A 24,943-nucleotide genomic window follows, 5' to 3' on the forward strand; every position below is an offset into this window, starting at 1 on the left:
ATGTATAGTGTTGAAATTTCTAATGTATCTAAAACTTATAGGAATGTTACTGCTAGAAAGAAAACTCTTAAAGAGATCTTTGTACAAAGGAAATTGGACAAGGTCGAAAATCAAATTGAACCTGTTGTCTTAAAGAATATAGATATTAAAATTAAAAAAGGTGAGACAGTCGCCTTAGTTGGACGTAATGGATCTGGAAAAAGTACTCTTTTAAAATTAATTTCGAAAATTCTATACCCGGATAAGGGGGAAGTTAAGGTAACTGGTAAAGTATCCAGCTTGTTAGAATTGGGTGCAGGCTTTCATCCGGAGTTTACGGGGCTTGAAAATATATATTTAAATGCAACAATCTTGGGATACTCTAAAGAAGAAATTAACAGCAAGCTCAACGACATCATTGAATTTTCAGAGTTGAAAAGTTATATCTATAAACCCGTTAAGATATATTCTTCGGGTATGTATATGAGGCTTGCTTTCTCAATTGCTATAAATGTTGAACCTGATTTGTTGTTAATAGATGAAATATTATCAGTAGGGGATGCAGCCTTTCAAACGAAATGCATTGAGAAGATCAAACAATTACAATCATTGGGAACTACTATTGTCATTGTAAGTCATGACAATGGTACCATTGAAAGATTGTGTCACCGTGCTATTTGGATTGAACTTGGTGAAATTAAAGAAGATGGTAATGTTAAAGAGGTTGTTCTGAAATATATGAACAAGCTTAATAAAGGAAATGAGTCACATCAAATTCAAGAGGAATCCATTACTAACGAGCAATTCGGAAATGGTTCTGTGAAGATAACAGATATTTATCTATACGACAGTGAAAATGTCCAAATAAATAAATTCAGTTCTTCCGAGAGGATTAGAATTCAATTCCAATACAAAGTAACAGACTTCCCGACCTCTATTGTCTTCGGATTTGCTGTATATACTAAGAATCGAGAATGTATATATGGTACAAATACATTGATTGAACAGGTACCCGTGATATTGGGAGAATATGGTCGTGTAGAAATTAAAATCCCTGAACTAAATTTACTACAAGGGTTATATGAAATTGACATTGCCGCTCATCATGAGAATGGTGCGCCATATCACTATATTAAGAGTGCCGTAGAATTTTCTGTCTTTTCCAACACAGCAGAGCACGGCATGTTTAAGATTAATCACGAGTGGCAGGTAACAAGTAATGAGAAAGTAGGTAAATTATGATAGAGATTAAAGACAGTAATGTGGATGTTACTTTAATTATGGAAGAGATAAAGAAGGATTTGATAGAACGAAATATAACTGAGGATTTAAATGATCCAATGATCGATTTAAAGGTGCTGTATAGCGCGCATGGCCAAACGAACGAGGATTTGATGGAGTTATTAGATTCGAATCAGCGTTTAAACCGTTCGTGGAATTATGACAGTAATTTTGAAATTACCTCACACCGCAGATTCATTGGCCCTTTCATTGTTACAGCAAAGAAAGTGATAAGAAAGATCACAAGATGGTATGTAGGTGTTAACTTTCAGAGACAAATTGATTTTAATGCAAATTTAGTAAGATATTTAAATCAGCAGTTAAAATCAACTCAAACTAATCCTCATTCTGAAAAAGAGAGAATGAATTTCATCAATAAACTAGATGAGAAACAAGCAAAACTAGTTTATCAAAATAATACACTGACTCAAGAGTTACAAAAACTAACGGCTAAAATTGCAACTTTAGAGTCACAAGCCGAAATGGTTAAAACCGTTAGTGATAAATTTGAAAAACAAGTTGCTATAATGAATGAAAGTTTACAACGCTTGACCGAAGAACGCAACAATGATTTATTTAAAGTTTCACAAATAAACAGCAATATGATTCAACAATTTAACCATCTTCAAGCAGTTGCAAATATTCATAATCACCAGTTGAAGAATATGCAACAGAATCAGCCTGGCAACATCCAGGAAAGAATCGGTAATGATTCTGAGACTAGTGAGAAAACATATTTTGACTATTTTGAATTCGAAGAGCAATATCGTGGACCCCGAGAAATGATTAAAGGTAAACAAAGTCAGTATCTAAAATATTGGAATAAACCCAATTTGTTAGTTCTGGATATTGGTTGTGGCCGTGGAGAATTTACAGAACTACTAAATGAAACCGGAATAGATACTATTTCAATAGATTTAAACAAAGATGCGGTTGATTTTTGTAATAGGATCGGAATTCCAGCAGTTCATGGAGATGCTTTAGTTTATCTTAAACAACTTGATGATGATTCGATAGACGGTGTATTTTTAGGTCAAGTTATTGAACATCTGACTTTGGAACAAATACTTGAGGTAGCACAGGTTGCCTATCAGAAGCTTAGAAAAGACGGATGGTTTATAGCTGAGACCCCTAACCCGATGTCATTATCTATATTTGCCCAAAGTTTCTACCTGGACCCGACACATACTAAGCCAGTGCACCCATTCACTGCTAAATTTATATTGGAGTCGAAGGGTTACAAAGATGTTGAGCTTCAATATTTCTCACCGAATGAAGAAAGATTAATTGTCCCTGCTTTGAAATTGGAGCATGAGAATGAAGACACTGCTAATCGATTTAATGAAACCATAAGCATAATGAACGAGTTTATATTTGGTAAACAGGATTATTTTGTTGCAGGCAAAAAGTAAGGGGATATATAGAAATATGGAGATAAACCAGCTATTATCAACTGTGTCTTACGGTGATGCTGTAAGTAACTCTGCTCTAACCATTATGCGGTTATTAAGAGATCATGGCATCAAATCTAATATTTATGCTGAAAATGTACACCCTAAACTTAAACAGATTGTAAAGGATATTAGCGATTGTCCTAAAAACAAAAATATTATATATCACAAGTCTATAGGCAGTCAGATTTCAGAGACAATTAGACATTATAAAAAGAAGAAAGTAATGATTTATCACAACATAACTCCATCGCAATTCTTCAGTGGTTATTCTAATGATGCTGAACATCTGTGTAAATGGGGTAGGGAGCAATTGGGAACTTTAAAGCCACATGTAGATGCTGCGTTCGGTGATTCTGAGTACAATTGCAATGAACTGATAAACTTGGGATACGAGAATGTAAATGTCTTACCTCTATTAGTTAATTTTAATGATTTTGAGGAAACGCAACCTAATTCAAAAATACTCGAAAATATAAGCAAAGTAAAAGGAACTAAATTACTGTTTGTAGGTAGAATCGCACCAAATAAGAAGCAAGAAGACATAATTAAGACATTCTACGTTTATAAGAAATATTTTGATGCCGAATCTAAATTATATTTGGTTGGTAATTATCTGGGCATGGAAAGATACTACTTAGAATTGAAGAAACTAATATCCATCTACAATCTTGATCGAGATGTAGTAATTAGTGGACATGTTACATTTGATGAAATTGTTGCTTATTATCAAAAATCAGATGTATTTTTAGTTATGAGTGAGCATGAGGGGTTTTGTGTACCTCTATTAGAAGCAATGCATCATGAAATACCGATTGTTTGTTTTAACTCTTCTGCATTGCCAGAGACTCTTGGCAATGGTGGTATACTATTCAAGGAAAAGAATCATCAAGTTGTTGCAGGAGTTATTCATTATCTTCAGAAAAACCCACAATTAAGAGATACTATAATAACAAATCAAAAAAGAATTTTAGAGGAACAAGGTTCAGAGAAAACAAGTAAAGATTTTATTGAAAAGATACTATCTGTATTTTAATGGAGAGATTATTGTGAAGAAGAAGATAGCATTCGTAATTCAACGTTATGGATTAGAAGTAAACGGTGGTTCTGAGTTGAGCTGTAGACTTATTGCTGAGCGTTTAACTAATGATTATGACGTTGAAATTATTACTAGCAAAGCAATAGATTACGTAACTTGGAAGAACGAGTATACAGAAAATATTGAAGTTATTAATAGTGTAACTGTACGTAGATTTAGCGTAACTAGTCCTAGAGATAACATAAAATTTGATAAAATCAATACCCGAATGCTTACTCAATCCCATTCTATTCATGAAGAATACGATTGGATGGAAAATATGGGTCCACATGTACCAGATCTTCTAACTCATTTAGAACAACATAAGGACAGCTATGATAAAATCATATATTATACCTATTTATATTACCCAACCTACTTCGGTATACATATTGCGCCGGAAAAAAGTATATTTGTACCTACAGCACATGATGAACCATATATTTATTTAAATATGTTTAACTCTGAATTTAATTTACCTAAGTATCTCTTGTTTTTAACTCAAGAAGAGAAACATTTCGTTCAGAAGAGATTCAATAATGCCCATATTCAGAACGATGTCATTGGAATTGGTGTGGATTGCCCGGACGAGCTATATTCTAAACAAAATATAATGGAGAAATATAATCTTCCTGAAGATTATATTATCTATGCTGGCCGTATTGATGAATCCAAAGGTTGTAAAGAAATGCTGAACTATTATATGCAATATATTGAAAATGTTCCCAATGCTCCACAGTTGGTGCTAATAGGAAAAGCTGCTATGGATATTCCCAATAACCCTAAGATTAGACCTCTAGGGTTTGTAAATGAGAAAGAAAAATACTCATTTATGAAATATGCTAAAGCATTAATTATGCCTTCCCAATATGAATCGTTTTCTATGGTAGTTATTGAAAGTCTCTCATTGGAAGTTCCGGTAGTGGTTAACGCGAAATGTGATGTGCTCGTAGGTCACTGTGTAAGGTCCAATGGCGGATTATATTATAATAATGTACATGAGTTCGCAGCTGCAATTGAATACATTATAAGAAATCCGGAAGTTTCCTCTCAGATGGGCGTCAACGGAAAGTTGTATGTTGATAGCAATTATTCATGGGATGTTATAATAACAAAGTTCAAGGATGCGATAGAAAGCTAACTTCAATAAATATTGAACACCAGCTTAATTCATAAAGGATGGTACAATTGTATGTTTTATTTTCTTATTGTTTTAATTTTTTATGTATCTTTATCCTCTGCATATGGATTAGTAACAAGAATAAAGTTTGTTGATAAATATATTGATAATCAACAAGGGAGTGTTATTTTGCTCCCTTTTTTAGGTATGTCAATATTGATTTCTATTCTTCAAACGGCTGGAATATTTGTAGGTACGAAATATATTACACCTTTAATCGTTACTGGTGGTCTGATACTTGCTATAAATATGACAAATAAAGTTAGAATTAAATCTTACCTAAACAATAATGTTAATTACTATGTTGTAACCATATTAACATTAGTTGTGTTGATATATTCCATGCCGTCAATCATTGCTGGTTTCCCTACTTCTTTTTCAAGTATAAACAATGATTTAATTTTTTATCTATCCATACCTGAATGGCTTCAAGATCACACTTATTTTGCTAAGCCTATATCTGACCAGTTGCATCCATTTTACTCAATTGCGGAACTTCACTTTTCTCGCTTTTCTCGAGTAGGTGCAGATTATATAAACACATTGGGCATGGATTTTTTTAATATCGGTGCAATACATACATTTAACATTATGTCTTGTTTATATGTGATATTTGTAGCTTTAGCAACTTACTATGTGTCAAAGTACTGTTTTAAACTCTCCAACTCAATCACATATACATGGATGTTTCTGTCATCAATAAACTCATTAGTTTACTGGATGTTTACCACTCAATACATGCCACAACTTGGTGGTAATGCTTATTATTTGTTAAGTATAGGACTATTATATCGGTTATTTCATGAGAAGAACAATAAACTTCTACTGCAGTCTGCGTTAAGTATAGTTGGCTTAATATCAATATATAGTGAATATACTGCTTACTTAGCTCTTCCTGTATTCATATATATTGTATATCTTGCGATTATAGAAAAACATAAACTACTTGATTTATTAAAAAGGTTATCGTTACTTATCGTTTGTTGTATACTTCTTAATCCGGTTGCTGTATATCTCTGCGTCAGATATAACTTATTTGCGTATACAACAACGCAAAATAATACTGGTATTGTTGAATACATTCCATTTTCAAATCAAATTTTAATGTTGTTGGGAATAAAAACGCTCGATTATAACAAACCTACTTTGTTAATAATATTAATTTCAATAATTATTATAGCAGTAATGTTATTCGGTTTAATAAAATTAAAGAAGGAAGTATTTAGATATATTCTGTTATATCTGTCTTTTATTGTATTGATGTTATTTTACTTAACTTTTATAAATCATTTCCCATATGGTTATTACAAAACATTAATGTTCGCAATACCTATAGCTATGTTACTATTCTCAGTGGGTACGAATGAACTACTTAAAAATGAAAGAAAAAGATATCTACCTTTACTTCTCGCGGTGTTATTAATTTTTAACATTCCTCAAATGTACAAGCTACAAAACGGAATATTAAATAATGGTCACCTGATAACAAACACCTATCTGGAATTGAATGAAATGGAAAAACTCATTCCAATAAATGAAACCTTGTATATAGAGGGTTATACAATGAATGAGCAACATATGATTGCATATTTTTTGAAAGAACGAAGTTTATTTTTTGTTAATTCTAACTCATACTTCACTCCATTGAACAAACAAGAGAACGCCCCTGTTAAATATACACTCAAACAAAGTGCTACAGACATCACACCCCAAAATGGAGAAACAATCTGGAGTAATCAAAAGTTTAATTTAATACGCAATTCGAACAACGATTTTAAGTTAAACTTAGGAGTAGGTTGGCATCAGATTGAGAGATGGGCTAATGTTCCAACAAGGTGGACAGAAGAGAAGTTTACTCTCAACTTAAGTTCGAGGAAAAATATAAGTAATTCCATAGAATTTAATGCTTATTTACCGCCAGAAGTTAAAGAGCGTACTTTAGACATATTCGTCTCGGATAAGAAAATTTCCGAAATAAAGATTACAAATGACAAGCAAACATATTCCATTCCAATATTAAATTCGAATAGTAGTTCGGGCTTTGAAATTCAAATTAAGGTTCGTGAAGGGGCTGTACAAGTAGGTAGTGATCCGAGAATGTTAGGCATAGCTATCCAAAATATTAAGATGACAGAGTAAATAAGGAGTCTAACTTAAATTATGCTAAAGATGTTTGTTATGATTTTCATCATTGTTTTAACTGGTGTTGGAGGACCTCCTTTAATTAAGCTTGGAGCTATGAGAGAGACTAATAGGATTAATTCAATAATGAGTGGAGATATATTATCTGTCTTTTATGTGTTAATTAATCCTTATATTTTCTTGGGACTGGTACTTTACTTTGTAAGTGCTGTAACTTGGATTGTAATTCTATCTAAATATCAACTGAGTTTTGTAAGTCCTTTGTTATCAGTTAATTATATATTTTCGTTGATTGTAGGTTATTACTTATTTCAAGAACCGGTTAACATGGCTAGAATTATTGGAGCTGTAATAATAACTATCGGTGTTGTAATTATGACATTAAAGGGTTAGTCAAAGAAAAGAGAGGTAAGTAGTAAAATGAAAATATTAATAGTGTTAAATTACTATTATCCTTATATAAGTGGGTTATCTGAATGTGCTCGTTCATTAGCAGAAGAGCTTGCCAAAGATCACGATGTTACGGTATTAACGGCTAAGCATGAGGAAAACCTAAGTAACACCGAGCATATTAACGGTGTAAAAGTGGTTAGGGCAGATATTTTATTTAAGATAAGTAAAGGATATATCAGCCCTGCATACCTAAAGTTATTCGCAAAGTTACAGAAAGAGGCGGATATAGTAAATTTACATTTACCTATGATAGAATCTGGAATTTTAAGTATGCTAACTGAGAAACATAAACTTTATATTACATATCAATGTGATATCCACTTAACTAAATCAACGCTTAATCAACTTATAACAAAAGTAATGGATAAATCATCGTCTGTTGCGTTGAATAGGGCAAATAAAGTAATTATCTCAAGTAGTGACTATGCTGAAAATTCAAGATTTCTTCCTAAATTTGCAGAGAAATTAATTGAAATTCAACCTACATCTCCTACTTATGAGAAATTATTAAACCATCATGACAATATAAACAAATCTAAAGAAAAACTTCGTATAGGTTTCTGTGGTAGGATAGTAGAGGAGAAGGGGATAGATGTATTATTAAGAGCAGCCCCTAAGCTTAAAGAAGTATTTCCAAATTTGGAAATTGAAATAGTTGGTGATTACAAAAGCGTTGCAGGCGGTAGTGTTTATACGGAATTGAAGGCTAACATAGGATGGGATGAAAGCTATGTACATTTCACAGGCCGCTTATCAGATAGTGAAATCTTAAACTTTTATCGATCAATTGATATATTTGTATTACCTAGTATTAATTCTCTCGAGGCTTTTGGAATGGTACAGATAGAGGCCATGCTTGCAGGGGTTCCGGTAGTGGCAACGAATTTACCTGGGGTAAGAGAAATTGTAGGGAACACAAAGATGGGAGAGATTGTAGAGCCCAAAGATGTTAATGATTTAACCAATAAAATTATTACAGTATTACAAAATAAGAATCAGTACGTTAAACCTACAAGTTATATTAACTCATTGTATGGTGTAGAGAGTGCAAAGAATAAATATATTCAAATGTTTAAAGATAATAATCAATTTTATTCACAGGAGATAAACTAATGCCGTATTTCCTAGTTCCGCTCGTTGCTTGGTTTGTTGCCGGAGTTCTTAAATTTGCTATTAATGCTATACAACATGGCTCGGACGCAAAGAAATTAATTGGAAATGGTGGCTTCCCAAGTAATCATACAACTGTAATTACCTCCATAACTTCATTAATTGGTTTAAACGAAGGTTGGTATGACCCCGCATTCGGACTTGGCATTGCTGTACTAATGATTGTAATATTTGATGCCAGCGGTATAAGAAGACAAGTTGGGTACCATGCAACCTATTTGAACACAAAGGATAATGAAGCCGGATTAAGAGAAAGAGTCGGACATAGCAAAATAGAGATAGCGGGCGGATTGATATTGGGAATTTTAATATCACTCGGTTTTCATATTTGTTTTTAGAGGAGGTGTGGATAGATGAATAGAGTAATGGTTGCTGCTAAAAAGAATCAAGCCAATATGATGCTAAATTTACTTTTAGAGATGCGTCCGAAACAATGGACAAAGAACATCTTGGTGTTCGCATCTGCACTATTTTCAGGAAACATATTTCTAACTTCCACTTTTATTAATGCATTTTTAGCATTTATAGCATTTTCATTCATTTCTAGTACGGTTTATATAATTAATGATATTGTGGATATCGAGAAAGACCGCCAACATCCAGATAAATGTAAACGTCCGTTAGCTTCAGGTGCATTATCTGTTCCTGCTGCAGTGACTTCAGCAATTTTCTTATGTTTTATTTCTCTAACTATTGCATTCTTAATAAATACAGAAGTTCTTTTCATTGTTATGCTTTATTTCATTATTAATCTGTTTTATACGCTCAGATTAAAGCATGTAGTATTAATTGATGTGATGATAATAGCTTCAGGATTTGTCTTAAGAGCAGTATGTGGAGCCTTTGCAACCGGTGGGGTAATAACATCATGGTTTATTCTTTGCATACTTGGTCTATCGCTCTTTTTAGCATTGGGTAAAAGAAGGCATGAATTAGTTTTGTTTAATGACATTCCTGAGAAGCAAAGGAAAGTTCTGCAGCATTATAGTGTAGAGTTACTTGATCAACTTATGACTGTTATAACAGGACTGTTATTGATGTTCTTCTCTATGTATGCTGCATCTCAAGAATCTGGAATGATGTACACAATTCCATTGGCAATTTATGGGGTATTTCGCTATTATTATCTTATTCATAAGAAGAATGGTGGAGGAAAGCCTGAAGAAATACTACTTAACGATAAACATATTCTAGCGACTGTTATTATGTTCGGTCTAGTTGTGGTTCTGATTAAGACACAATTATAAAAATATAGGAGGTTCACCATGAAAGGAGTCATACTAGCAGGCGGAACAGGATCGAGATTATATCCTCTGACTAAAGTAACCAATAAACATCTGCTTCCTGTAGGTAAGTATCCTATGATCTTTCATAGTATCTCCAAGCTAAAGGAAGCTGGCATTATTGATATTCTAGTTGTTACCGGAAAAGACCATATGGGCGACGTAGTGAATTTGCTGGGCAGCGGGGCTTCCATGGGGACAAATTTTACATATAAGGTTCAGGATGAAGCTGGAGGTATTGCCCAAGCATTGAGCTTGGCCGAGCAATTTGTCTGCGGTGATCAAATGGTAGTTATTCTGGGTGACAATGTCTTCTCAGAGTCAATAACTTCCTTCGTGAACAATTTTGCTGAACAAGAAGTTGGTGCTAAGATCTTGATTCAGGAAGTACATGACCCCGGACGGTACGGAGTTACTGAACTGCAAGGTGATAAAATTATCTCCATCGAAGAAAAACCGCAGAAGCCTAAGAGTAACTTCGCGGTGACCGGCATATATATGTATGATAGCCGTGTGTTCGAGATCATCAAGACATTGAAACCTTCAGGTCGCGGAGAATTGGAGATAACGGACGTTAATAATGCTTATATTTCTGATAACCAACTTACGTACGATATCCTTACTGGATGGTGGACGGATGCGGGAACGCATGCCTCCTTATCTAAGGCCAATGAACTTGCCTATGAACTTTCTTTTGGTGAAGAATTTGGGAAACTTAAACTATAAGTGGGTGCATAAATGAATGTAATCCAAACGAAGCTTGCTGGCGTACTAATTATTGAGCCGGCTGTATTCGAGGATCATCGTGGCTTTTTTCTGGAAAGTTACACGAGTCATAAGTTTGCGGATGTTGGAATTAACATGACTTTTATTCAAGATAATCACTCACTCTCTGTTGAACCAGGCGTATTGCGTGGACTACACTATCAATTAGCACCGAAAGCACAAACTAAATTAGTTCGTGTTGCTAAAGGCGCAATTTATGATGTGGCAGTGGATATACGCAAAGAATCGTCAACCTATGGTCAATGGGTAGGTGTTATTCTTAGTGAAGCCAATAAACGGCAACTGCTTGTTCCTCGCGGGTTCGCTCATGGATTCTGTACCATTGTTCCTAATACAGAGGTTCTGTATAAGGTAGATGAGGTCTACTCTCCAGAACATGACCGAGGAATTGCCTGGAACGACCCATCCTTGAATATTGATTGGCCAACGTTGAATCCAATTCTTTCCGATAAAGATCAGAAACACCCCCTGATGAAAGATGCGGAGACTTTTTAGATGGAGGTCCGGCGAACATGAATATTCTAGTCACCGGCGGTGCCGGATTTATAGGCAGTAACTTTGTTATTTACATGCTGAACAAGTACGAGAACTACAACATCATCAACCTGGATGCGTTGACGTATGCAGGTAACTTGGAGAACCTGCAGTCTGTTGCTAATCACCCGAACTACACGTTCGTCAAAGGCGATATCGCGGACAAAGAGCTAGTTGAGCGGATTTTTGCCAAAGGTGTAGACTATGTAGTTCACTTTGCTGCGGAATCGCACGTGGATCGCAGTATTGAAGGTCCTGAAGTGTTCGTCATGACGAATGTGATGGGAACGCAAGTGTTGCTGGATGCGGCAAAGAAACACAATGTGAAGAAATTTGTCCATGTGAGCACGGATGAAGTGTACGGAACGCTGGGTGAAACGGGTTTGTTCACGGAAGAGACGCCTTTGGCGCCAAATTCTCCGTATTCCGCGAGTAAAGCAGGCTCCGACCTGTTGGTTCGCGCTTACCACGAAACTTTCGGTCTGCCTGTTAATATCACACGTTGTTCGAACAACTATGGACCTTACCAGTTCCCTGAGAAGTTAATTCCACTTATGATTGCAAATGCACTAGCGGATAAATCGTTGCCAGTGTATGGCGACGGCATGAATGTGCGTGACTGGTTGTTTGTCGAGGACCATTGCAGCGCAATTGATTTGGTTCTTCACCAAGGGAAGAACGGTGAAGTATACAATGTCGGCGGGAACAATGAGCGTCCTAATATTGATATTGTAAAGACGATTCTACAACAATTAGGGAAGCCGGACAGTCTGATTCAATATGTACAAGATCGTCTTGGACATGACCGCCGTTACGGCATCGATGCGACCAAGATTACGAACGAGCTTGGCTGGAAGCCGAAGCATAATTTCGACACAGGCATTGAATATACTATTCAATGGTACCTGGACAATCAAGAGTGGTGGAACCGGATCCTTACCGGCGAATACCAACAGGTGAACCCGTAATGAAGGTTCTGGTTACTGGTGCAAACGGTCAATTGGGGCAGGATGTGGTCCTGCTGTTTAGGAAGGACCATGAAGTGCTGGGGCTCGGACGAGACGGTTTGGATATCACCAACGCGGATCAGGTTAGGACGCAAGTCCTTGCCTTCCATCCCGATGTGATCATCCACTGCGCAGCCTATACGGCGGTTGATCTGGCGGAAACCGAGGTAGTTCAAGCTTACGCGGTGAATGCGGTCGGTACGCGGAATTTGGCCGTGGCTGCGCAAGAAGTCGGAGCCAAGATCTGTTACATCAGCACGGACTACGTGTTTAACGGAACGGGAACCCAGCCTTACCGCGAGTATGACAATACAGACCCGCAAAGTGTCTACGGCGCAAGCAAACGCGCAGGGGAAATCCTTACCCAAACCCTCAACCACCGATATTTCATCGTACGCACCTCATGGGTGTACGGCGAATACGGCAACAATTTCGTGAAGACGATGTTGAAATTTGGTCGTGAACGCGACGAGCTAAAAGTCGTCCATGATCAAATAGGTTCGCCTACCTACACGGTGGACTTAGCGCAATTCTTGCTGGAACTGGTGCAAACCGACAAGTTCGGCGTATACCATGCTTCCAACACCGGGGCTTGTTCCTGGTTTGAGTTCGCTCAAGCGATTTTCGAGGAAGCATCCATTGAAGTACGTACCGTTCCATGCACGACCGAGGAGTTCCCTCGACCGGCCAAACGCCCGTCCAATTCCGTGATGGAGCACCTGTCGATCCGCACAAATGGACTCACAGACTTGAGACCATGGAGAGAAGCGCTTCGCGACTTCCTATCCCAACACAAAGGATAAACCCACATGAAACTTAGTGTTCATATTGTTACCTACAACAGCGCAGAAGATATTAACGACTGCTTGCAAGCGGTGTTCAAACAAACGTATCCGATCCGGGAGATCATCATCATCGATAATGCTTCCACCGACGGGACGAAGGAGCAGCTTCAGAAGTACAGGGAACGCTGCAGGGTGAGCATCAATTCCAGCAATGTCGGGTTCGCCCAAGGTCACAACCAGGCGATCCAACTGTCCAACGCCGATTATTACTTGGTTCTTAATCCGGATGTGGTTCTGCATCCGGATTACCTTTATCATCTTATGAAAATCGTTGAAAACAACCCAGCCGTCGGCAGCCTCACCGGCAAGTTATTGTCCGCGGAACACCCCGATTTGATCGACAGCACCGGCCTCGATATCAAGGCCTCCCGCCGTTGCTTCGACCGCGGCCAAGGCCAGCCGGAAGCGAACTTTAACGAACCCGCCGAGGTATTCGGGGTATCCGGAGCCGCTGCACTTTACAGCCGCGCGATGGTGGAGGATATCAGCTGGAAGGGGGAGTTTTTTGACGAGACCTTTTTTGCCTATAAAGAAGACATTGATGTGGCCTGGAGAGCGCAAATTCGCGGATGGACCTCCCGTTACGTTCCTGAAGCAACCGCTCATCATGAGCGTGGGTGGAAGCCTAAATCCCGAAACTCCAGACCGCTTTTTATACGGAAATACTCCTATATCAATCGGTACCAAATGATGCTCAAAAACGAATCCCCGCTCTACATGCTCAGAGGAGCGTTCCGAATCCTGCCTTTTGAAATCGCAAGCTTCGGTTATATGCTTCTGAAGGAGCCGCAAGTGTTAGGGGCTTGGGTGGATCTGGTGCGCAACATTCCGGAAATCCTGGAGAAACGCAGGCATCTGATGCGGGGCCGTAAACGGGGCTGGAAGGAAATCTATCGATTTTTTACATAAATGTTCATAGTCTTTTAACAAAATAGTAGTATAATAGGAAAATAAATGTCGAATTTACTTGGTGAACAACGAATGGATTTAAGCATAATCATTGTGAATTATAACACGGAGAAGCTGACGCTGGATTGCATCGCCTCTTTGGAACGCTCCGAAATGGGTACATATGCATATGAAGTGGTTCTGGTCGATAACGGATCCGTCGATGATACGATGCGCCAAGTGGGCATGAAGTTTCCCCAAGTGCGTAGGATAGAGAATCACGCGAATTTGGGTTACTCCAAAGGCAATAACATCGGCATCCGCGCCGCATCCGGTCGATACATCCTGTTGCTGAACTCGGATACCTTGGTGGAAACGGATACGCTGCGTACGATGATCACATTCATGGATGAAAACCCTACGGTGGGCGCTGCGGGCTGTAAAGTTGTGCTTCCGGATGGCAGCCTGGATAAAGCCTGTAAACGGGGTTTCCCGACTCCCTCGGCTTCTTTCTATTACGCGTTCGGGTTCTCCAAGCTGTTTCCCAAGGTAGAGCGGTTTAATCAATATCAGCTGGGGTATTTAAACCCGGATGAAGATTATCCTGTCGATTGCCTGGTGGGCGCGTTCATGATGGTTCGCCGCGATACGATTGATGCAGTTGGGATGCTGGATGAGGAATTCTTCATGTACGGCGAAGATATTGACTGGTGTTATCGGATGAAAGAAGCCGGTTGGGGCATTTACTACTACCCTAAAGCCCGGATAACGCATCTGAAAGGCGCGAGTTCAAGGAAGAAGCCAAAGAAAATTATTTATGAGTTTCATCGCGCGATGATTCTCTTTCACCGCAAGCATTATCAGAAGAAGTATCCCTGGCTGGTGAACGGTATGGTCTACGCGGGTATCGGTGTTAAGTACGCCATGTCGTTGTTGTTGAATCGATTCGGATCTGTGAGGTGAGTGGTTAGATGGTAAGGCAAAATCAATCGGTCTTTGCACAACTATACGCAATTACGGATATCGTGTGCATCCAGGTCATTTTCCTGCTGTCCTACTGGCTTAAATTCCAGAGCGGATGGATTCCATTCGAGCATTCATTACCTTTTAATCGGTATTTCCTATGGGCGCTCGTATATGGACTGATCGCTGTAGGTACAGGGTATATTGTCGGTTTCTATACTTCCAAGAGGCGCAAAAACTACGCTTTTGAATTCTATAAGGTCATTCAGGTCCATATTATCAGTTTGTTTATCTTGCTGAGTGTCCTCTTTATTTATAAGGAAGTGGACGTTTCCCGTTCCTTCCTGCTCCTGTTTATTATGAATAATATCCTTGCGTTAAGCTTCTACCGCTATCTTCTGAAGGTAACCCAACGGGGCATGCGCAGCCGGGGATACAACAAGCAGTTCGTCTTGATTCTCGGTGCGGGAACGCTGGGCCGCAGATTCTATAAATCCGTGAATCATCATCCTGAGCTGGGCTTTGAAGTGCTGGGCTTCCTCGATGATCACAAGGATGTGCACGACCAGCCGAATGAAAATATGAAGCCGATTCTGGGCGCTATTGACGATCTCGAAGCGACGTTGAAAGAACATCTCGTGGATGAAGTCATCATCGCGCTGCCGTTGGACGCGCATCACAAGTATGCGCAGATTATCAACGTATGTGAGCGCGACGGCGTCAAGACGCTGATTATCCCGGATTTCTTCGATGTGCTGCCTTCGCGGCCGTACTTCGATAATTTTGCGGGGATTCCTCTAATCAATGTGAGAGACATTCCGTTGGATGAGGTTCGGAACCGCCTGTTGAAACGGGCTTTCGATATTCTGTTCTCCGCGGCCACGTTGCTTATTATCAGTCCGTTGCTGCTGCTCATTGCGCTCGCTGTCAAGCTGGATTCCAAAGGGCCTATTATCTACAAGCAAGAGCGCGTCGGGTTAAATCGACGAAATTTCTTTATGTATAAATTTCGCTCGATGCGTACGGATTATGCGCATACGTCGGATACAGGCTGGACGGTGAAGGACGATCCGCGCATGACGGCTCTCGGGAAGCTCCTACGAAGAACAAGTCTGGATGAACTGCCGCAGTTCCTGAATGTTCTGCTGGGGCATATGAGTGTCGTCGGACCTCGTCCGGAGCGTCCTTATTATGTGGAACAATTCAAGGAAGACATCCCTAAATATATGGTCAAACATCATATTCGCCCGGGCATCACCGGATGGGCCCAGATGAATGGACTGCGCGGCGATACCTCGATTGAGGAGCGCATTAAGCATGACATATTTTATATAGAAAATTGGACGTTCTTGTTCGATCTCAAAATCATTATGAAGACGTTTGTGAACGGGTTTGTCAATAAGAACGCGTACTAATGGCCGCAGGGCAGACGGAAGGTGCACATCATGATTGATATTCACACACATATTCTGCCGGGCGTGGATGACGGGGCGCAGGTTATGGAAGATGCGATGAACATGGCGGAAGCGGCGTTCAAGGACGGAATTCGGACCCTTATCGCAACACCGCATCATGCGAACGGCACGTATTGGAATGAAGCGGACGCGGTGTCCGTCGCGGTTGAAACGTTAAATCTGAAGCTTCAGGAGCGGGCGATCAACCTGACGATCCTTCCCGGTCAAGAGGTGCGGGTCTATGACGCTTTGCTGGATGATCTGGATGCGGGGAAGGTCCGAACGCTGAACGGATCGCGTTATATTCTGCTCGAGTTCTCCTCCGCGCGAATCCCCCGAAACATCAGCGAGCTCATGCATGAGCTTCGGATTATGGGAATTACCCCGGTGATCGCCCATCCCGAACGGAATGCTGAGATTTCGGCCGAGCCGGACAAGCTGCAGCGCCTGGTGGAAGACGGAGCCCTCGCTCAGATTACGACACATTCGTTGCTAGGCGGCTTCGGTGACAAGATTCAGAAGGTATCGTACGATCTTTGCCGTAGCAACCTGATCCATTTCGTATCATCAGATGCTCATAACTTGACACACCGGCCGTTTCGAATGACAGAGGCCTATGCCGGAATCGCGGCGCGGTTGGGTGACACCTATGTGGAATACTACAAGCAGAATGCCCAGCTCCTGGCCGGGAATGAGGACATTGAAGCATGGCCGATCAAGCAGGCCGCTTCCTCAAAAGGTTGGTTTAAATTCTGGAAGTAGTAAGCGGGGGAACACGATATGGACGACAAACGTAAAGAGGAACCGAAACAAGATCCATTGTCGGTTAGCCGCGGAATTCTGATCGGTATGACGCTCGGCGCCATGCTCTGGATTGCCATTATAGCTATTGTGGTGAAATATGTGCTGAAGTAAAAGGAAACGCCGCAGCGGTCGCTGCGGCGTTATTTTATTTCTTCGATGCGGCAAGTAAAGCCTGAATCTCTTCCGCGGTGAAACGCGAGAGGATGTCTTTCTTGATCTCTTCTTTCTTCTCGGGTGTCAGACTGCTTTGATTCCGATACAGATCCATATATTTAACGATTTCCTTGGCGCTAAACTTGCTCATGGCATATTGTGTCGCTTCATCTTTGGAATCAAGCTTCGGTGCTTTGGAAGCGGCTTTCGAGTCGGTTGCTTTCTCAGGGTTTGAGCCCGATCCGGCACCCGTTTCTGTTCCGGTGTCAGCTTCCGCACCGTTCCCCTTGGAATCCGCTATGGCGGCCTGACCGGTCTCTTCGAGAATGGCTTGGGCTTTGGCATCGTCCGACAGCTCTTTCGTAATCTGATCCAATTCCTTCTGCGTCTCGGGATTATCGGCTAGTTTCGTGATGACGGAGACCATCTGATTGGATATATAAATTTTGCCTGCCCAAACCGCTGCACCGGCAAGAATAACGATCGCGCCTAACACAAACCAGATGGTTTTGGAACGTTTCCGCATAAAAAGTTCTCCCCCCTTATAAAGTTGTAATACAGCCAGTATACCAATTTCGTTAGAAGATTGCCTCCCTGTCATGGCAGCCATAGTCAAATTGACATTAAATTAATTTAATCCTACTACAAATTGTGACAAAATAATCGCTCTTGTCATATTAAAATTAATATAAAACTAACGTAATGAGGAGGTTATGACAACATGCCGCTTTATAATTTCAGTGAAATATGGACACCGCTGAAGATCGCAGGGATTCGGTTTTACCGGGATGAAGAGGCGAGAATCTGGATTAAGCTATGGTCAAAGTCAAGAAGGTTGCTGCGCAGATAAATCGTACCGATCGTCGTATATTCTGTGTCCCTTCCTCCTATACTGATAAAACAAGCAGTTGAGTGGCGGGAGGGATGCAGATGGAAGAGAACCAAGTGCCGGAACCGGATTCCGTGACTATCGGAAGAGGCCTCCTTATTGGCATCGTACTCGGGGCGGTTATGTGGATTGTGATTCTTACCGCGGTCTTTAAATATATATTTTGATCTTATTCCCCACAATGTGCCCTCGCAGCTGAGCTGCGGGGGTTTTTTGCGTGTAAAGAATGAGAAATCAACCGGGAGAGTGATGTCGGCGACGGCTTAGGCGAATGATTGTGCCCCGAATAAATAAGTGCTTGTCATGCTAGTCTGCATAATTGTCCAAGTACCCTCATAGACATGTTATCAGTTGTGAAACCATTAATCATAAGGGGTTGAGCTTATGCGGAAAGTCGCCTGGATATTGGCCATGGTGATGTGCGTATCCTTTCTGTTGGCAGCATGCGGGGCGAAAGATGCTTCAGGCGTGGTCAAGGAACTGGAAAGTAAAGCGAAGAAGTTGGACAGCTATCAAGGCACTGGCACGATGACGCTTCATACGGGGCAGCAGCCTCAGGAGTATAATGTGGAAATCTGGTATAAGCAGCCTCATTTCTACCGGATTTCTCTGCAGAACGAGAAGAAGGATATTTCCCAGGTGGTATTGCGCAATGATGACGGGGTATTCGTCCTGACGCCGCACTTGAACAAGAGCTTCCGCTTCCAAAGCAACTGGCCCGATCAACAAGGTCAAGTGTATCTGTACCAAACGCTGCTGCAAAGCATTCTGATGGACCAAACCCGCCAGTTCGCTTCGGACAAGGAAAACTACCTGTTTGATGTGGTGGCTAATTATCAGAACGGATCGCTGGCGCGCCAGAAAATCTGGTTGAGCAAGGATGACTACGCCCCGCAAAAGGTTGAAGTGTCTGATTCCAACGCCAATGTGGTGGTGGAAGTGAATTTTGATCAATTTGAATTCAATAAGAAGTTTGATAAGGATTCCTTCGATATGCAGCGCAACATGACAGCGTCCTTGTCCACGATCCCGACGATCAGCAAGGAAGAAGCGGACGTAGCACAAGCTGTAGCCGGCGAAGCTACCAAAGAGACTGAGGCAGGAGAGACAGAAAGTACTGATGCAGCTGGTAAGAAAGCCGCGGATGAGGCTGTGAATGCGGAAGTGAACGATAAAGGCAAGGAAGAAGCTCAAGGCACGGAAACCGAGGGAACAGAGGCAGAAGGTACGGAGACAGAGAAGCAAGAGGAAGAAGCCGCAGCCGAGAAAGGTCATGAAGTGGCCGAGCAACCGGAAGCTCAACCAAATCTGCCTGTTATCGAACCGGATTACCTGCCTGAAGGTGTCGTCAAAAAAGATGAAACCGAGCTGAAGCTGGGCGAGAGCAACGCTGTAAGCATGCGCTATGCGGGCGAGTATAACTATACGCTTGTACAGACGCGCTCCAAGGTGGACTCCCACACGGCAACTGCTATTCCCGGCGATTTGATGGACCTTGGCTTCCCGCTTGGCGTCATCTCAGGCGAAGCCATTCGTACACTTACCTGGAATCATGACGGCGTGGAGTTCCGCTTATCTTCCGGTGATTTGACGGACAACGAATTCATTCGCATCGCGCAATCCGTACAGGGTGAAATTGGCAAGTAAAACAACCGCCCAAATTGTAGGATATATAGTAAAATAATAGACTGTAGGACGGGTGGAGCCTCTCTAAGCTCCACCTTTTCACGGTATCTGCGGAACTCCTGTTCATTGACAGTACAGGCGAAGCCCTTTAACATAAGGGATATGACTTAATCGCTAGTAATGGAAGATGAAGCAGGTGAACACACAATTATGGAGAGTTACTATCGTCCCACCCGGGCCGAAATTGATTTAAATGCGCTCGAGCATAATCTTAACGAATTCAGAAACAGGCTGCCGGCCGGTCAGAAGATCATGGCTACGGTGAAGGCCAACGCTTACGGGCACGGTGCAGTCGGCATCGCCAAAGCGGCAGTGCGATGGGGCGTTGATTATTTAAGCGTTGCCTTTCTGGATGAAGCGATTCAGTTGCGTCAAGCGGGTATTGCTTCACCGATTCTTGTCCTGGGGCATACGCCCGCCGAGGGGATTCAAGCCGCCATCGATCATGATATTACTTTAAATGTGTACACAAATGATGTATTGGAAGCAGCGGAATGCTGTTATGCAAGCAAGGAGAAGGGGACCGGGCAGCCGTTGCGGATTCATGTGAAGGTGGATACGGGCATGGGCCGGATTGGTATTCTGGCAGAGGATGCCGTCCCTTTTATACAGAAAGCGATGGGTATGCCTGGGGTGAGGGTAGAAGGGGTATTCACTCATTTCGCCTGTGCGGATGAAGCGGATTTAAGTTACACGCATATGCAATACCAACGGTTTCAAAAGGTGCTGGATACATTCGAGGCCCAAGGCGTATCGTTTCCGTTGATCCACACCGGGAATAGCGCAGCCGCGATTCAGGTTCCGGAATGGAGCTATTCCATGGTCCGGCTGGGCATCAGCATGTACGGCTTATATCCTTCGGATGAGGTGCCCGCGGATTGGGTGGATTTGAAGCCGGTCATGCGCATTGTGAGCCGATTGTCCAATGTGAAAACACTCCCTCCAGGCGAGGGTATCAGCTATGGCGTAAGATATTATACGCAGACGCAGGAACGCATCGGGACCGTACCGATCGGCTATGCCGACGGATACTCCAGAATGCTGACAGGCAAAGCGGAAGCTTTGGTACGAGGTCAGCGGGTACCGGTTGTAGGCACCATATGCATGGATCAGTGCATGTTGAACCTTACGATTTTGCCTGAAGAGGGAATGGATGTTGGGATCGGGGAAGAAGTCGTCCTGATGGGCCGGCAAGGAGATTTGGTGATCTCAGCGGAGGACATTGCGGCTCATTTGGGTACGATTAACTACGAGGTTACGTGCATGGTAGCTCACCGGATTCCGCGGGTTTACTTGCGTGAAGGGCGTCCCGAAGAGGTTGTACACGCGCTGATGCCTGTCGAAGGATAAAGATGGAAGCAGCAGCAGGGCCGCTCAAAAGAGGAATATGTCGCTTCGTGTTGAATAAGGTAATAGATCCGTCTGTGTAGGACGAATACAACATAGTTGATACACGATGCGCATATATTTACTCTTGTATAATTTGGCTGAAGTCACGACATAATGGTAATAACGGTTTTGGAAATGTTTTGGGGGTGCGGGATTAGTGTCCAATATGCATAACACGAAGAGAATTATGATTAGTTTGCCGGATTATCTACTTCAGGAGGTCGACGGGATCGTGGAAAAAGAAAATTCCAACCGCAGTGAATTTATCCGTCAAGCCATGAGATTGTATCTCACCGAACGTAAGAAAAGGCAGCTTCGTGATTCGATGCAACGCGGTTATATGGAGATGGCCAAAATCAACCTAAACATGGCATCGGAAGCGTTCTATGCGGAGGAAGATGCGGATAGCATTCTGGACCGTCTAGTTAGCGGGGTGTAACCATTGATTGTGAAACGCGGCGATGTATTTTTTGCCGACCTTTCTCCGGTCGTCGGGTCCGAGCAAGGCGGAGTCCGTCCGGTGTTGGTCATCCAGAATGATATTGGCAATCGCTTCAGTCCGACTGTGATTGTAGCGGCCATCACCGCTCAGATCCAGAAGGCGAAGCTTCCGACGCATGTCGAGATTGAGGCGGAAACGCACGGTTTTGACAGGGACTCGGTAATTCTGCTTGAACAGATTCGAACGATCGATAAGCAGCGATTAACGGATAAGATTACCCACCTGGACGAAGAAACGATGCGTAAAGTGGATGATTCGTTACAGATTAGCGTGGGGTTAATTGAATTTTAAGGGACCAGGCGAGAGGCGCTTAGCTTCTCGTTTTTTTGTGTTTGGTGGGATATAATGAGGGGAAGAGTTAAGTTGATGAGTTTAAACGAATTCAGTAAACCTACTAAGGATGGTACATATGACGGAACAACAAATCACGCTAGAGAATCCGGCACAAGTCAAGGAACGCATTACGAAGCAAATGGCCGGGGAGCTGCAGCTTGCGCTGAAGCAAGTGCGCACGACGGTGGATCTGCTGGACGAAGGAAACACGATCCCGTTCATCGCAAGGTACCGGAAGGAAATGACGGGCGAGCTGGATGAGAATCAGCTGCGCTCGATCGAGGAGCGCCTGCAATACCTGCGTAACCTGGAAGACCGCAAGTCGGAAGTGATTCGCCTGATCGATGAGCAGGGGAAGCTGACCGATAAGCTGCGCGGGCAGGTCACAGGGGCGGTGAAGCTGCAGGAGGTCGAGGATCTGTATCGACCGTACAAGCAGAAGCGGAAGACGCGCGCGAGCGTAGCGAAGGAGCGCGGACTCGAGGGGTTGGCCGAGTGGCTGCTCTCGCAGCCTGCGGCGGGCTCGCTGACGGCGGAAGCGAGCAAGTACGTGGACGAGGCCCGCGGGGTTCCCGGGCCGGAGGAGGCGCTGCAAGGCGCGATGGACATCATCGCGGAGGGCATGGCGGACGATCCGAAGGTCCGCGCGTGGGTGCGGCGATACACGCAAGACCACGGGATTGTGGTGACGGAAGCGAAGGACGCGGCGGCGGAGTCCGTGTACGAGATGTACTACGCGTACCAGGAGCCGGTGAAGAAGCTGCCTCCGCATCGCGTGCTGGCCATCAACCGCGGGGAGCGGGAAGATGTGCTGAAGGTGTCGCTGAGCGTGCCTGCGGACAAGGTGCACGAGTTCATGGCGCGGCAGGTGCTGCGGGGCGGCGGCAACGGTGGATCCGGCGTGAAGGGCGCTGGTGCAGGAGCAGGATCAGGCGGTGGTATCGCCAGGGAGTTACTGCTCAGCGTCGTCGAGGATGCGTACAAGCGGTTGCTCGCGCCATCGGTGGAGCGTGAAGTGCGAGGCGAGCTGACTGAGAAGGCGGAGGAGCATGCGATCGCGATTTTTGCGGAAAATCTGCGGAATTTGTTGCTCCAAGCGCCGATCAAGGGCAAGGTCGTGCTCGGTGTGGACCCGGCGTATCGTACCGGGTGTAAGCTCGCTGTTGTCGACGAAACCGGCAAGATGCTCGAGATTGCCGTGACGTATCCGACGCCGCCGGTGAACAAGGTGGCCGAGGCGGAGCGCAAGTTCTTGGAGCTGATCGACAAATACGCGATCGAGCTGGTCGTCATCGGGAACGGCACGGCCTCCCGGGAGACGGAGCAGTTTGTCGCCGATGTGATCAAGAAGGTGAAGGAACGGAAGCTTCAGTATCTCATCGTGAGCGAGGCGGGCGCCAGCGTCTACTCCGCGTCGAAGGTGGCGCAGGAAGAGTTTCCTGCGCTGGACGTAGCGGAGCGGAGCGCGATTTCGATCGCGCGCCGGCTGCAGGATCCGCTGGCGGAGCTGGTGAAGATCGATCCGAAGGCGATCGGGGTCGGGCAGTACCAGCATGACGTCACCCAGAAACGTCTGGAAGAGAGCCTGAAGGCCGTCGTGGAGTCCGCCGTGAACCATGTGGGCGTGGATCTCAATACGGCGTCGCCGTCGCTGCTCTCGTACGTTTCGGGCATTTCCTCCACAATCGCGAAAAACATCGTGAAGTTTCGAGAGGAGAACGGCAAGTTCGTCAGCCGAAAGCAGCTTGCGAAGGTGCCGCGTTTGGGACCCAAAGCATATGAGCAATGCGTGGGATTCCTGCGGATCAGCAGCGAGGGCGGCGCGAACCCGCTGGATAATACGCCGATTCATCCGGAATCTTACAGTACGGTTGATGCGCTGTTCAAGGAGCTGCGTGTGGAGTTGAGCCAGCTGGGCTCACAGGAGCTGAAATCAAAGCTGTCGGAGCTGGAGCCGGAAGCTGTCGCTACGCAACTGGGTGTGGGCGTGCCAACATTGCGCGATATTCTGGACAGCTTGCAGCGTCCGGGGCGGGATCCGCGGGACGAGTTGCCTTTGCCTATTTTTCACACAGACGTATTGAAGCTTGAAGATTTGGTTGCCGGTATGGAGTTGCAGGGTACGGTTCGAAACGTGATCGATTTTGGGGCGTTTATCGATATTGGCGTGAAAAATGACGGTTTGGTACACATCTCGCAGCTCAGCGATCGTTTCGTGAAGCATCCGATGGACGTAGTTTCGGTCGGGGATACGGTGACGGTGTGGGTGCTGGGTGTTGATCTGAAGAAGGGCCGTGTCAGCTTGACGATGCGTAAGCCTTAACATGAAGAAAGCCGAATCTCCTGTGCGGAGGCTCGGCTCTTTGTGTGTGCTGGCGCTGTATGTCGAATGTGCGTCCGTTGGTTATAGCTGCGGCGCGTTGTGCTGCCCCGGCATGGGGAAAGCTTCATTCTCTTCGTTCTCTTCGTTAGAACCTGTGTTCACTGTTTTCGTGCGATAAAAGTACCAGCAATCGGTCAACAGTTTAATCTGACGACGATCCTTCTTCACATAAGCCCTCATAAGTTGATTGCATAGCCATTGCGGCATGGGCATCATCTTCCTTCCCCGCAGTTCTCAGGTGACATTTCCCGTGTGCTGTTACGTTGACAAAAGTGTATACCTATAGAATATGGGAATAGGTGGATGTCCG

At 43.4% G+C, this 24,943-nt stretch carries 27 protein-coding genes; 25 read left to right on the forward strand and 2 right to left on the reverse strand.

All coding sequences use genetic code 11. The features are described from left to right. The 18 genes from SY83_RS13085 (at window position 1) to SY83_RS23660 (ending at window position 17,409) form a co-directional block, all read left to right on the forward strand. Window positions 1–1,221, forward strand: a complete 1,221-nt coding sequence (locus SY83_RS13085) for an ABC transporter ATP-binding protein (RefSeq protein WP_068607167.1) — start codon at window positions 1–3, stop codon at window positions 1,219–1,221. Further along, window positions 1,218–2,672, forward strand: a complete 1,455-nt coding sequence (locus SY83_RS13090) for a methyltransferase domain-containing protein (RefSeq protein WP_068607169.1) — start codon at window positions 1,218–1,220, stop codon at window positions 2,670–2,672. The genes SY83_RS13085 and SY83_RS13090 overlap by 4 nt, the downstream gene beginning before the upstream one ends. Window positions 2,673–2,688: 16 nt before the next feature. Then, a complete protein-coding gene (locus SY83_RS13095; protein WP_068607171.1) occupies window positions 2,689–3,747 on the forward strand; it encodes a glycosyltransferase family 4 protein in 1,059 nt (352 codons plus the stop codon). A 13-nt stretch (window positions 3,748–3,760) separates the two neighbouring features. Beyond that, window positions 3,761–4,930 (forward strand): glycosyltransferase family 4 protein, encoded by a 1,170-nt coding sequence (locus SY83_RS13100; RefSeq protein ID WP_068607174.1) that lies wholly within the window; start codon window positions 3,761–3,763, stop codon window positions 4,928–4,930. 51 nt (window positions 4,931–4,981) lie between these two features. Beyond that, window positions 4,982–7,108 (forward strand): hypothetical protein, encoded by a 2,127-nt coding sequence (locus SY83_RS13105; protein ID WP_068607176.1) that lies wholly within the window; start codon window positions 4,982–4,984, stop codon window positions 7,106–7,108. A 21-nt stretch (window positions 7,109–7,129) separates the two neighbouring features. Beyond that, window positions 7,130–7,504 (forward strand): magnesium chelatase ATPase subunit I, encoded by a 375-nt coding sequence (locus SY83_RS13110; RefSeq protein WP_082882518.1) that lies wholly within the window; start codon window positions 7,130–7,132, stop codon window positions 7,502–7,504. 27 nt (window positions 7,505–7,531) lie between these two features. After that, on the forward strand, window positions 7,532–8,677 hold the full coding sequence (locus SY83_RS13115) for a glycosyltransferase (protein WP_068607179.1): 1,146 nt from the start codon (window positions 7,532–7,534) through the stop codon (window positions 8,675–8,677). Then, window positions 8,677–9,072 (forward strand): divergent PAP2 family protein, encoded by a 396-nt coding sequence (locus tag SY83_RS13120; protein ID WP_068607180.1) that lies wholly within the window; start codon window positions 8,677–8,679, stop codon window positions 9,070–9,072. Before SY83_RS13115 ends, SY83_RS13120 begins: the two co-directional genes overlap by 1 nt. A 15-nt stretch (window positions 9,073–9,087) precedes the next feature. Continuing rightward, a complete protein-coding gene (locus SY83_RS13125) occupies window positions 9,088–9,981 on the forward strand; it encodes a decaprenyl-phosphate phosphoribosyltransferase (RefSeq protein WP_082882519.1) in 894 nt (297 codons plus the stop codon). Window positions 9,982–9,999: 18 nt separating this feature from the next. Further along, the gene (locus SY83_RS13130; RefSeq protein WP_068607182.1) at window positions 10,000–10,743 is read left to right on the forward strand and encodes a sugar phosphate nucleotidyltransferase; all 744 of its coding nucleotides are present in this window, start codon (window positions 10,000–10,002) and stop codon (window positions 10,741–10,743) included. Window positions 10,744–10,755: 12 nt separating this feature from the next. Further along, entirely contained in the window at window positions 10,756–11,298 is a 543-nt protein-coding gene (rfbC, locus tag SY83_RS13135; RefSeq protein WP_068607184.1) for a dTDP-4-dehydrorhamnose 3,5-epimerase, read from the forward strand. Between the two features lie 17 nt (window positions 11,299–11,315). Beyond that, window positions 11,316–12,305, forward strand: coding sequence for a dTDP-glucose 4,6-dehydratase (rfbB, locus tag SY83_RS13140; RefSeq protein ID WP_068607187.1), 990 nt, complete (start codon window positions 11,316–11,318; stop codon window positions 12,303–12,305). Beyond that, window positions 12,305–13,147 carry a dTDP-4-dehydrorhamnose reductase gene (gene rfbD, locus SY83_RS13145; protein ID WP_068607189.1) on the forward strand — a complete coding sequence of 281 codons (843 nt, stop codon included), beginning with the start codon at window positions 12,305–12,307 and terminating at the stop codon, window positions 13,145–13,147. Before rfbB ends, rfbD begins: the two co-directional genes overlap by 1 nt. Window positions 13,148–13,153: 6 nt before the next feature. Then, complete coding sequence (locus SY83_RS13150) at window positions 13,154–14,098, forward strand: glycosyltransferase family 2 protein (RefSeq protein WP_068607192.1); 945 nt, start codon at window positions 13,154–13,156, stop codon at window positions 14,096–14,098. 72 nt (window positions 14,099–14,170) lie between these two features. Beyond that, window positions 14,171–15,040: a glycosyltransferase family 2 protein gene (locus tag SY83_RS13155; RefSeq protein ID WP_068607194.1), complete on the forward strand. Its 870-nt coding sequence runs from the start codon at window positions 14,171–14,173 to the stop codon at window positions 15,038–15,040. Window positions 15,041–15,048: 8 nt separating this feature from the next. After that, window positions 15,049–16,455: an undecaprenyl-phosphate glucose phosphotransferase gene (locus SY83_RS13160; RefSeq protein ID WP_068607195.1), complete on the forward strand. Its 1,407-nt coding sequence runs from the start codon at window positions 15,049–15,051 to the stop codon at window positions 16,453–16,455. 30 nt (window positions 16,456–16,485) lie between these two features. Then, the gene (locus SY83_RS13165; protein WP_068607197.1) at window positions 16,486–17,256 is read left to right on the forward strand and encodes a tyrosine-protein phosphatase; all 771 of its coding nucleotides are present in this window, start codon (window positions 16,486–16,488) and stop codon (window positions 17,254–17,256) included. Window positions 17,257–17,274: 18 nt separating this feature from the next. Next, a complete protein-coding gene (locus tag SY83_RS23660) occupies window positions 17,275–17,409 on the forward strand; it encodes a hypothetical protein (protein ID WP_269453451.1) in 135 nt (44 codons plus the stop codon). A 34-nt stretch (window positions 17,410–17,443) separates the two neighbouring features. Here SY83_RS23660 and SY83_RS13170 read toward each other — a convergent pair whose 3' ends face one another. Continuing rightward, window positions 17,444–17,977, reverse strand: coding sequence for a hypothetical protein (locus SY83_RS13170; RefSeq protein ID WP_068607200.1), 534 nt, complete (start codon window positions 17,975–17,977; stop codon window positions 17,444–17,446). Window positions 17,978–18,172: 195 nt separating this feature from the next. Between SY83_RS13170 and SY83_RS23665 the strand changes: the two genes are divergently transcribed. From SY83_RS23665 to SY83_RS13195, 7 genes are all read left to right on the forward strand, one after another. After that, window positions 18,173–18,301: a hypothetical protein gene (locus SY83_RS23665; RefSeq protein ID WP_269453452.1), complete on the forward strand. Its 129-nt coding sequence runs from the start codon at window positions 18,173–18,175 to the stop codon at window positions 18,299–18,301. A gap of 80 nt (window positions 18,302–18,381) precedes the next feature. Then, window positions 18,382–18,507 (forward strand): hypothetical protein, encoded by a 126-nt coding sequence (locus SY83_RS23670; protein WP_269453453.1) that lies wholly within the window; start codon window positions 18,382–18,384, stop codon window positions 18,505–18,507. A 217-nt stretch (window positions 18,508–18,724) separates the two neighbouring features. Further along, window positions 18,725–19,987, forward strand: a complete 1,263-nt coding sequence (locus tag SY83_RS13175) for an outer membrane lipoprotein-sorting protein (RefSeq protein WP_068607202.1) — start codon at window positions 18,725–18,727, stop codon at window positions 19,985–19,987. A gap of 189 nt (window positions 19,988–20,176) precedes the next feature. Further along, window positions 20,177–21,376, forward strand: coding sequence for an alanine racemase (gene alr, locus SY83_RS13180; protein WP_068607203.1), 1,200 nt, complete (start codon window positions 20,177–20,179; stop codon window positions 21,374–21,376). Between the two features lie 196 nt (window positions 21,377–21,572). Further along, complete coding sequence (locus SY83_RS13185) at window positions 21,573–21,854, forward strand: CopG family ribbon-helix-helix protein (RefSeq protein ID WP_068607205.1); 282 nt, start codon at window positions 21,573–21,575, stop codon at window positions 21,852–21,854. A 3-nt stretch (window positions 21,855–21,857) separates the two neighbouring features. Further along, window positions 21,858–22,208 (forward strand): type II toxin-antitoxin system PemK/MazF family toxin, encoded by a 351-nt coding sequence (locus SY83_RS13190; RefSeq protein WP_068607207.1) that lies wholly within the window; start codon window positions 21,858–21,860, stop codon window positions 22,206–22,208. A 118-nt stretch (window positions 22,209–22,326) separates the two neighbouring features. After that, complete coding sequence (locus SY83_RS13195; RefSeq protein WP_068607209.1) at window positions 22,327–24,573, forward strand: Tex family protein; 2,247 nt, start codon at window positions 22,327–22,329, stop codon at window positions 24,571–24,573. Window positions 24,574–24,654: 81 nt separating this feature from the next. On the opposite strand, the gene cmpA is transcribed toward SY83_RS13195, so the two are convergent. Then, window positions 24,655–24,840: a cortex morphogenetic protein CmpA gene (gene cmpA, locus SY83_RS13200; RefSeq protein ID WP_068607210.1), complete on the reverse strand. Its 186-nt coding sequence runs from the start codon at window positions 24,838–24,840 to the stop codon at window positions 24,655–24,657. Between the last annotated feature and the right edge of the window lie 103 nt (window positions 24,841–24,943).

Origin of the sequence: Paenibacillus swuensis (assembly GCF_001644605.1) — a bacterium.
GTDB classification, from domain to species: Bacteria; Bacillota; Bacilli; order Paenibacillales; family DY6; genus Paenibacillus_N; species Paenibacillus_N swuensis.

Coding starts and splice junctions, on each gene's coding strand:
- SY83_RS13160 (WP_068607195.1), top strand. CDS start 15,049: ATGGTAAGGCAAAATCAATCGGTCTTTGCACAACTATACGCAATTACG.
- SY83_RS13165 (WP_068607197.1), top strand. CDS start 16,486: ATGATTGATATTCACACACATATTCTGCCGGGCGTGGATGACGGGGCG.
- alr (WP_068607203.1), top strand. CDS start 20,177: ATGGAGAGTTACTATCGTCCCACCCGGGCCGAAATTGATTTAAATGCG.
- SY83_RS13195 (WP_068607209.1), top strand. CDS start 22,327: ATGACGGAACAACAAATCACGCTAGAGAATCCGGCACAAGTCAAGGAA.
- SY83_RS13170 (WP_068607200.1), bottom strand. CDS start 17,977: ATGCGGAAACGTTCCAAAACCATCTGGTTTGTGTTAGGCGCGATCGTT.
- rfbB (WP_068607187.1), top strand. CDS start 11,316: ATGAATATTCTAGTCACCGGCGGTGCCGGATTTATAGGCAGTAACTTT.
- SY83_RS13155 (WP_068607194.1), top strand. CDS start 14,171: ATGGATTTAAGCATAATCATTGTGAATTATAACACGGAGAAGCTGACG.
- SY83_RS23670 (WP_269453453.1), top strand. CDS start 18,382: ATGGAAGAGAACCAAGTGCCGGAACCGGATTCCGTGACTATCGGAAGA.
- SY83_RS13150 (WP_068607192.1), top strand. CDS start 13,154: ATGAAACTTAGTGTTCATATTGTTACCTACAACAGCGCAGAAGATATT.
- cmpA (WP_068607210.1), bottom strand. CDS start 24,840: ATGCCGCAATGGCTATGCAATCAACTTATGAGGGCTTATGTGAAGAAG.
- SY83_RS13175 (WP_068607202.1), top strand. CDS start 18,725: ATGCGGAAAGTCGCCTGGATATTGGCCATGGTGATGTGCGTATCCTTT.
- SY83_RS13130 (WP_068607182.1), top strand. CDS start 10,000: ATGAAAGGAGTCATACTAGCAGGCGGAACAGGATCGAGATTATATCCT.
- rfbD (WP_068607189.1), top strand. CDS start 12,305: ATGAAGGTTCTGGTTACTGGTGCAAACGGTCAATTGGGGCAGGATGTG.
- SY83_RS13110 (WP_082882518.1), top strand. CDS start 7,130: ATGCTAAAGATGTTTGTTATGATTTTCATCATTGTTTTAACTGGTGTT.
- SY83_RS13085 (WP_068607167.1), top strand. CDS start 1: ATGTATAGTGTTGAAATTTCTAATGTATCTAAAACTTATAGGAATGTT.
- SY83_RS13090 (WP_068607169.1), top strand. CDS start 1,218: ATGATAGAGATTAAAGACAGTAATGTGGATGTTACTTTAATTATGGAA.
- SY83_RS13095 (WP_068607171.1), top strand. CDS start 2,689: ATGGAGATAAACCAGCTATTATCAACTGTGTCTTACGGTGATGCTGTA.
- SY83_RS13105 (WP_068607176.1), top strand. CDS start 4,982: ATGTTTTATTTTCTTATTGTTTTAATTTTTTATGTATCTTTATCCTCT.
- rfbC (WP_068607184.1), top strand. CDS start 10,756: ATGAATGTAATCCAAACGAAGCTTGCTGGCGTACTAATTATTGAGCCG.
- SY83_RS13120 (WP_068607180.1), top strand. CDS start 8,677: ATGCCGTATTTCCTAGTTCCGCTCGTTGCTTGGTTTGTTGCCGGAGTT.
- SY83_RS23665 (WP_269453452.1), top strand. CDS start 18,173: ATGCCGCTTTATAATTTCAGTGAAATATGGACACCGCTGAAGATCGCA.
- SY83_RS13115 (WP_068607179.1), top strand. CDS start 7,532: ATGAAAATATTAATAGTGTTAAATTACTATTATCCTTATATAAGTGGG.
- SY83_RS23660 (WP_269453451.1), top strand. CDS start 17,275: ATGGACGACAAACGTAAAGAGGAACCGAAACAAGATCCATTGTCGGTT.
- SY83_RS13125 (WP_082882519.1), top strand. CDS start 9,088: ATGAATAGAGTAATGGTTGCTGCTAAAAAGAATCAAGCCAATATGATG.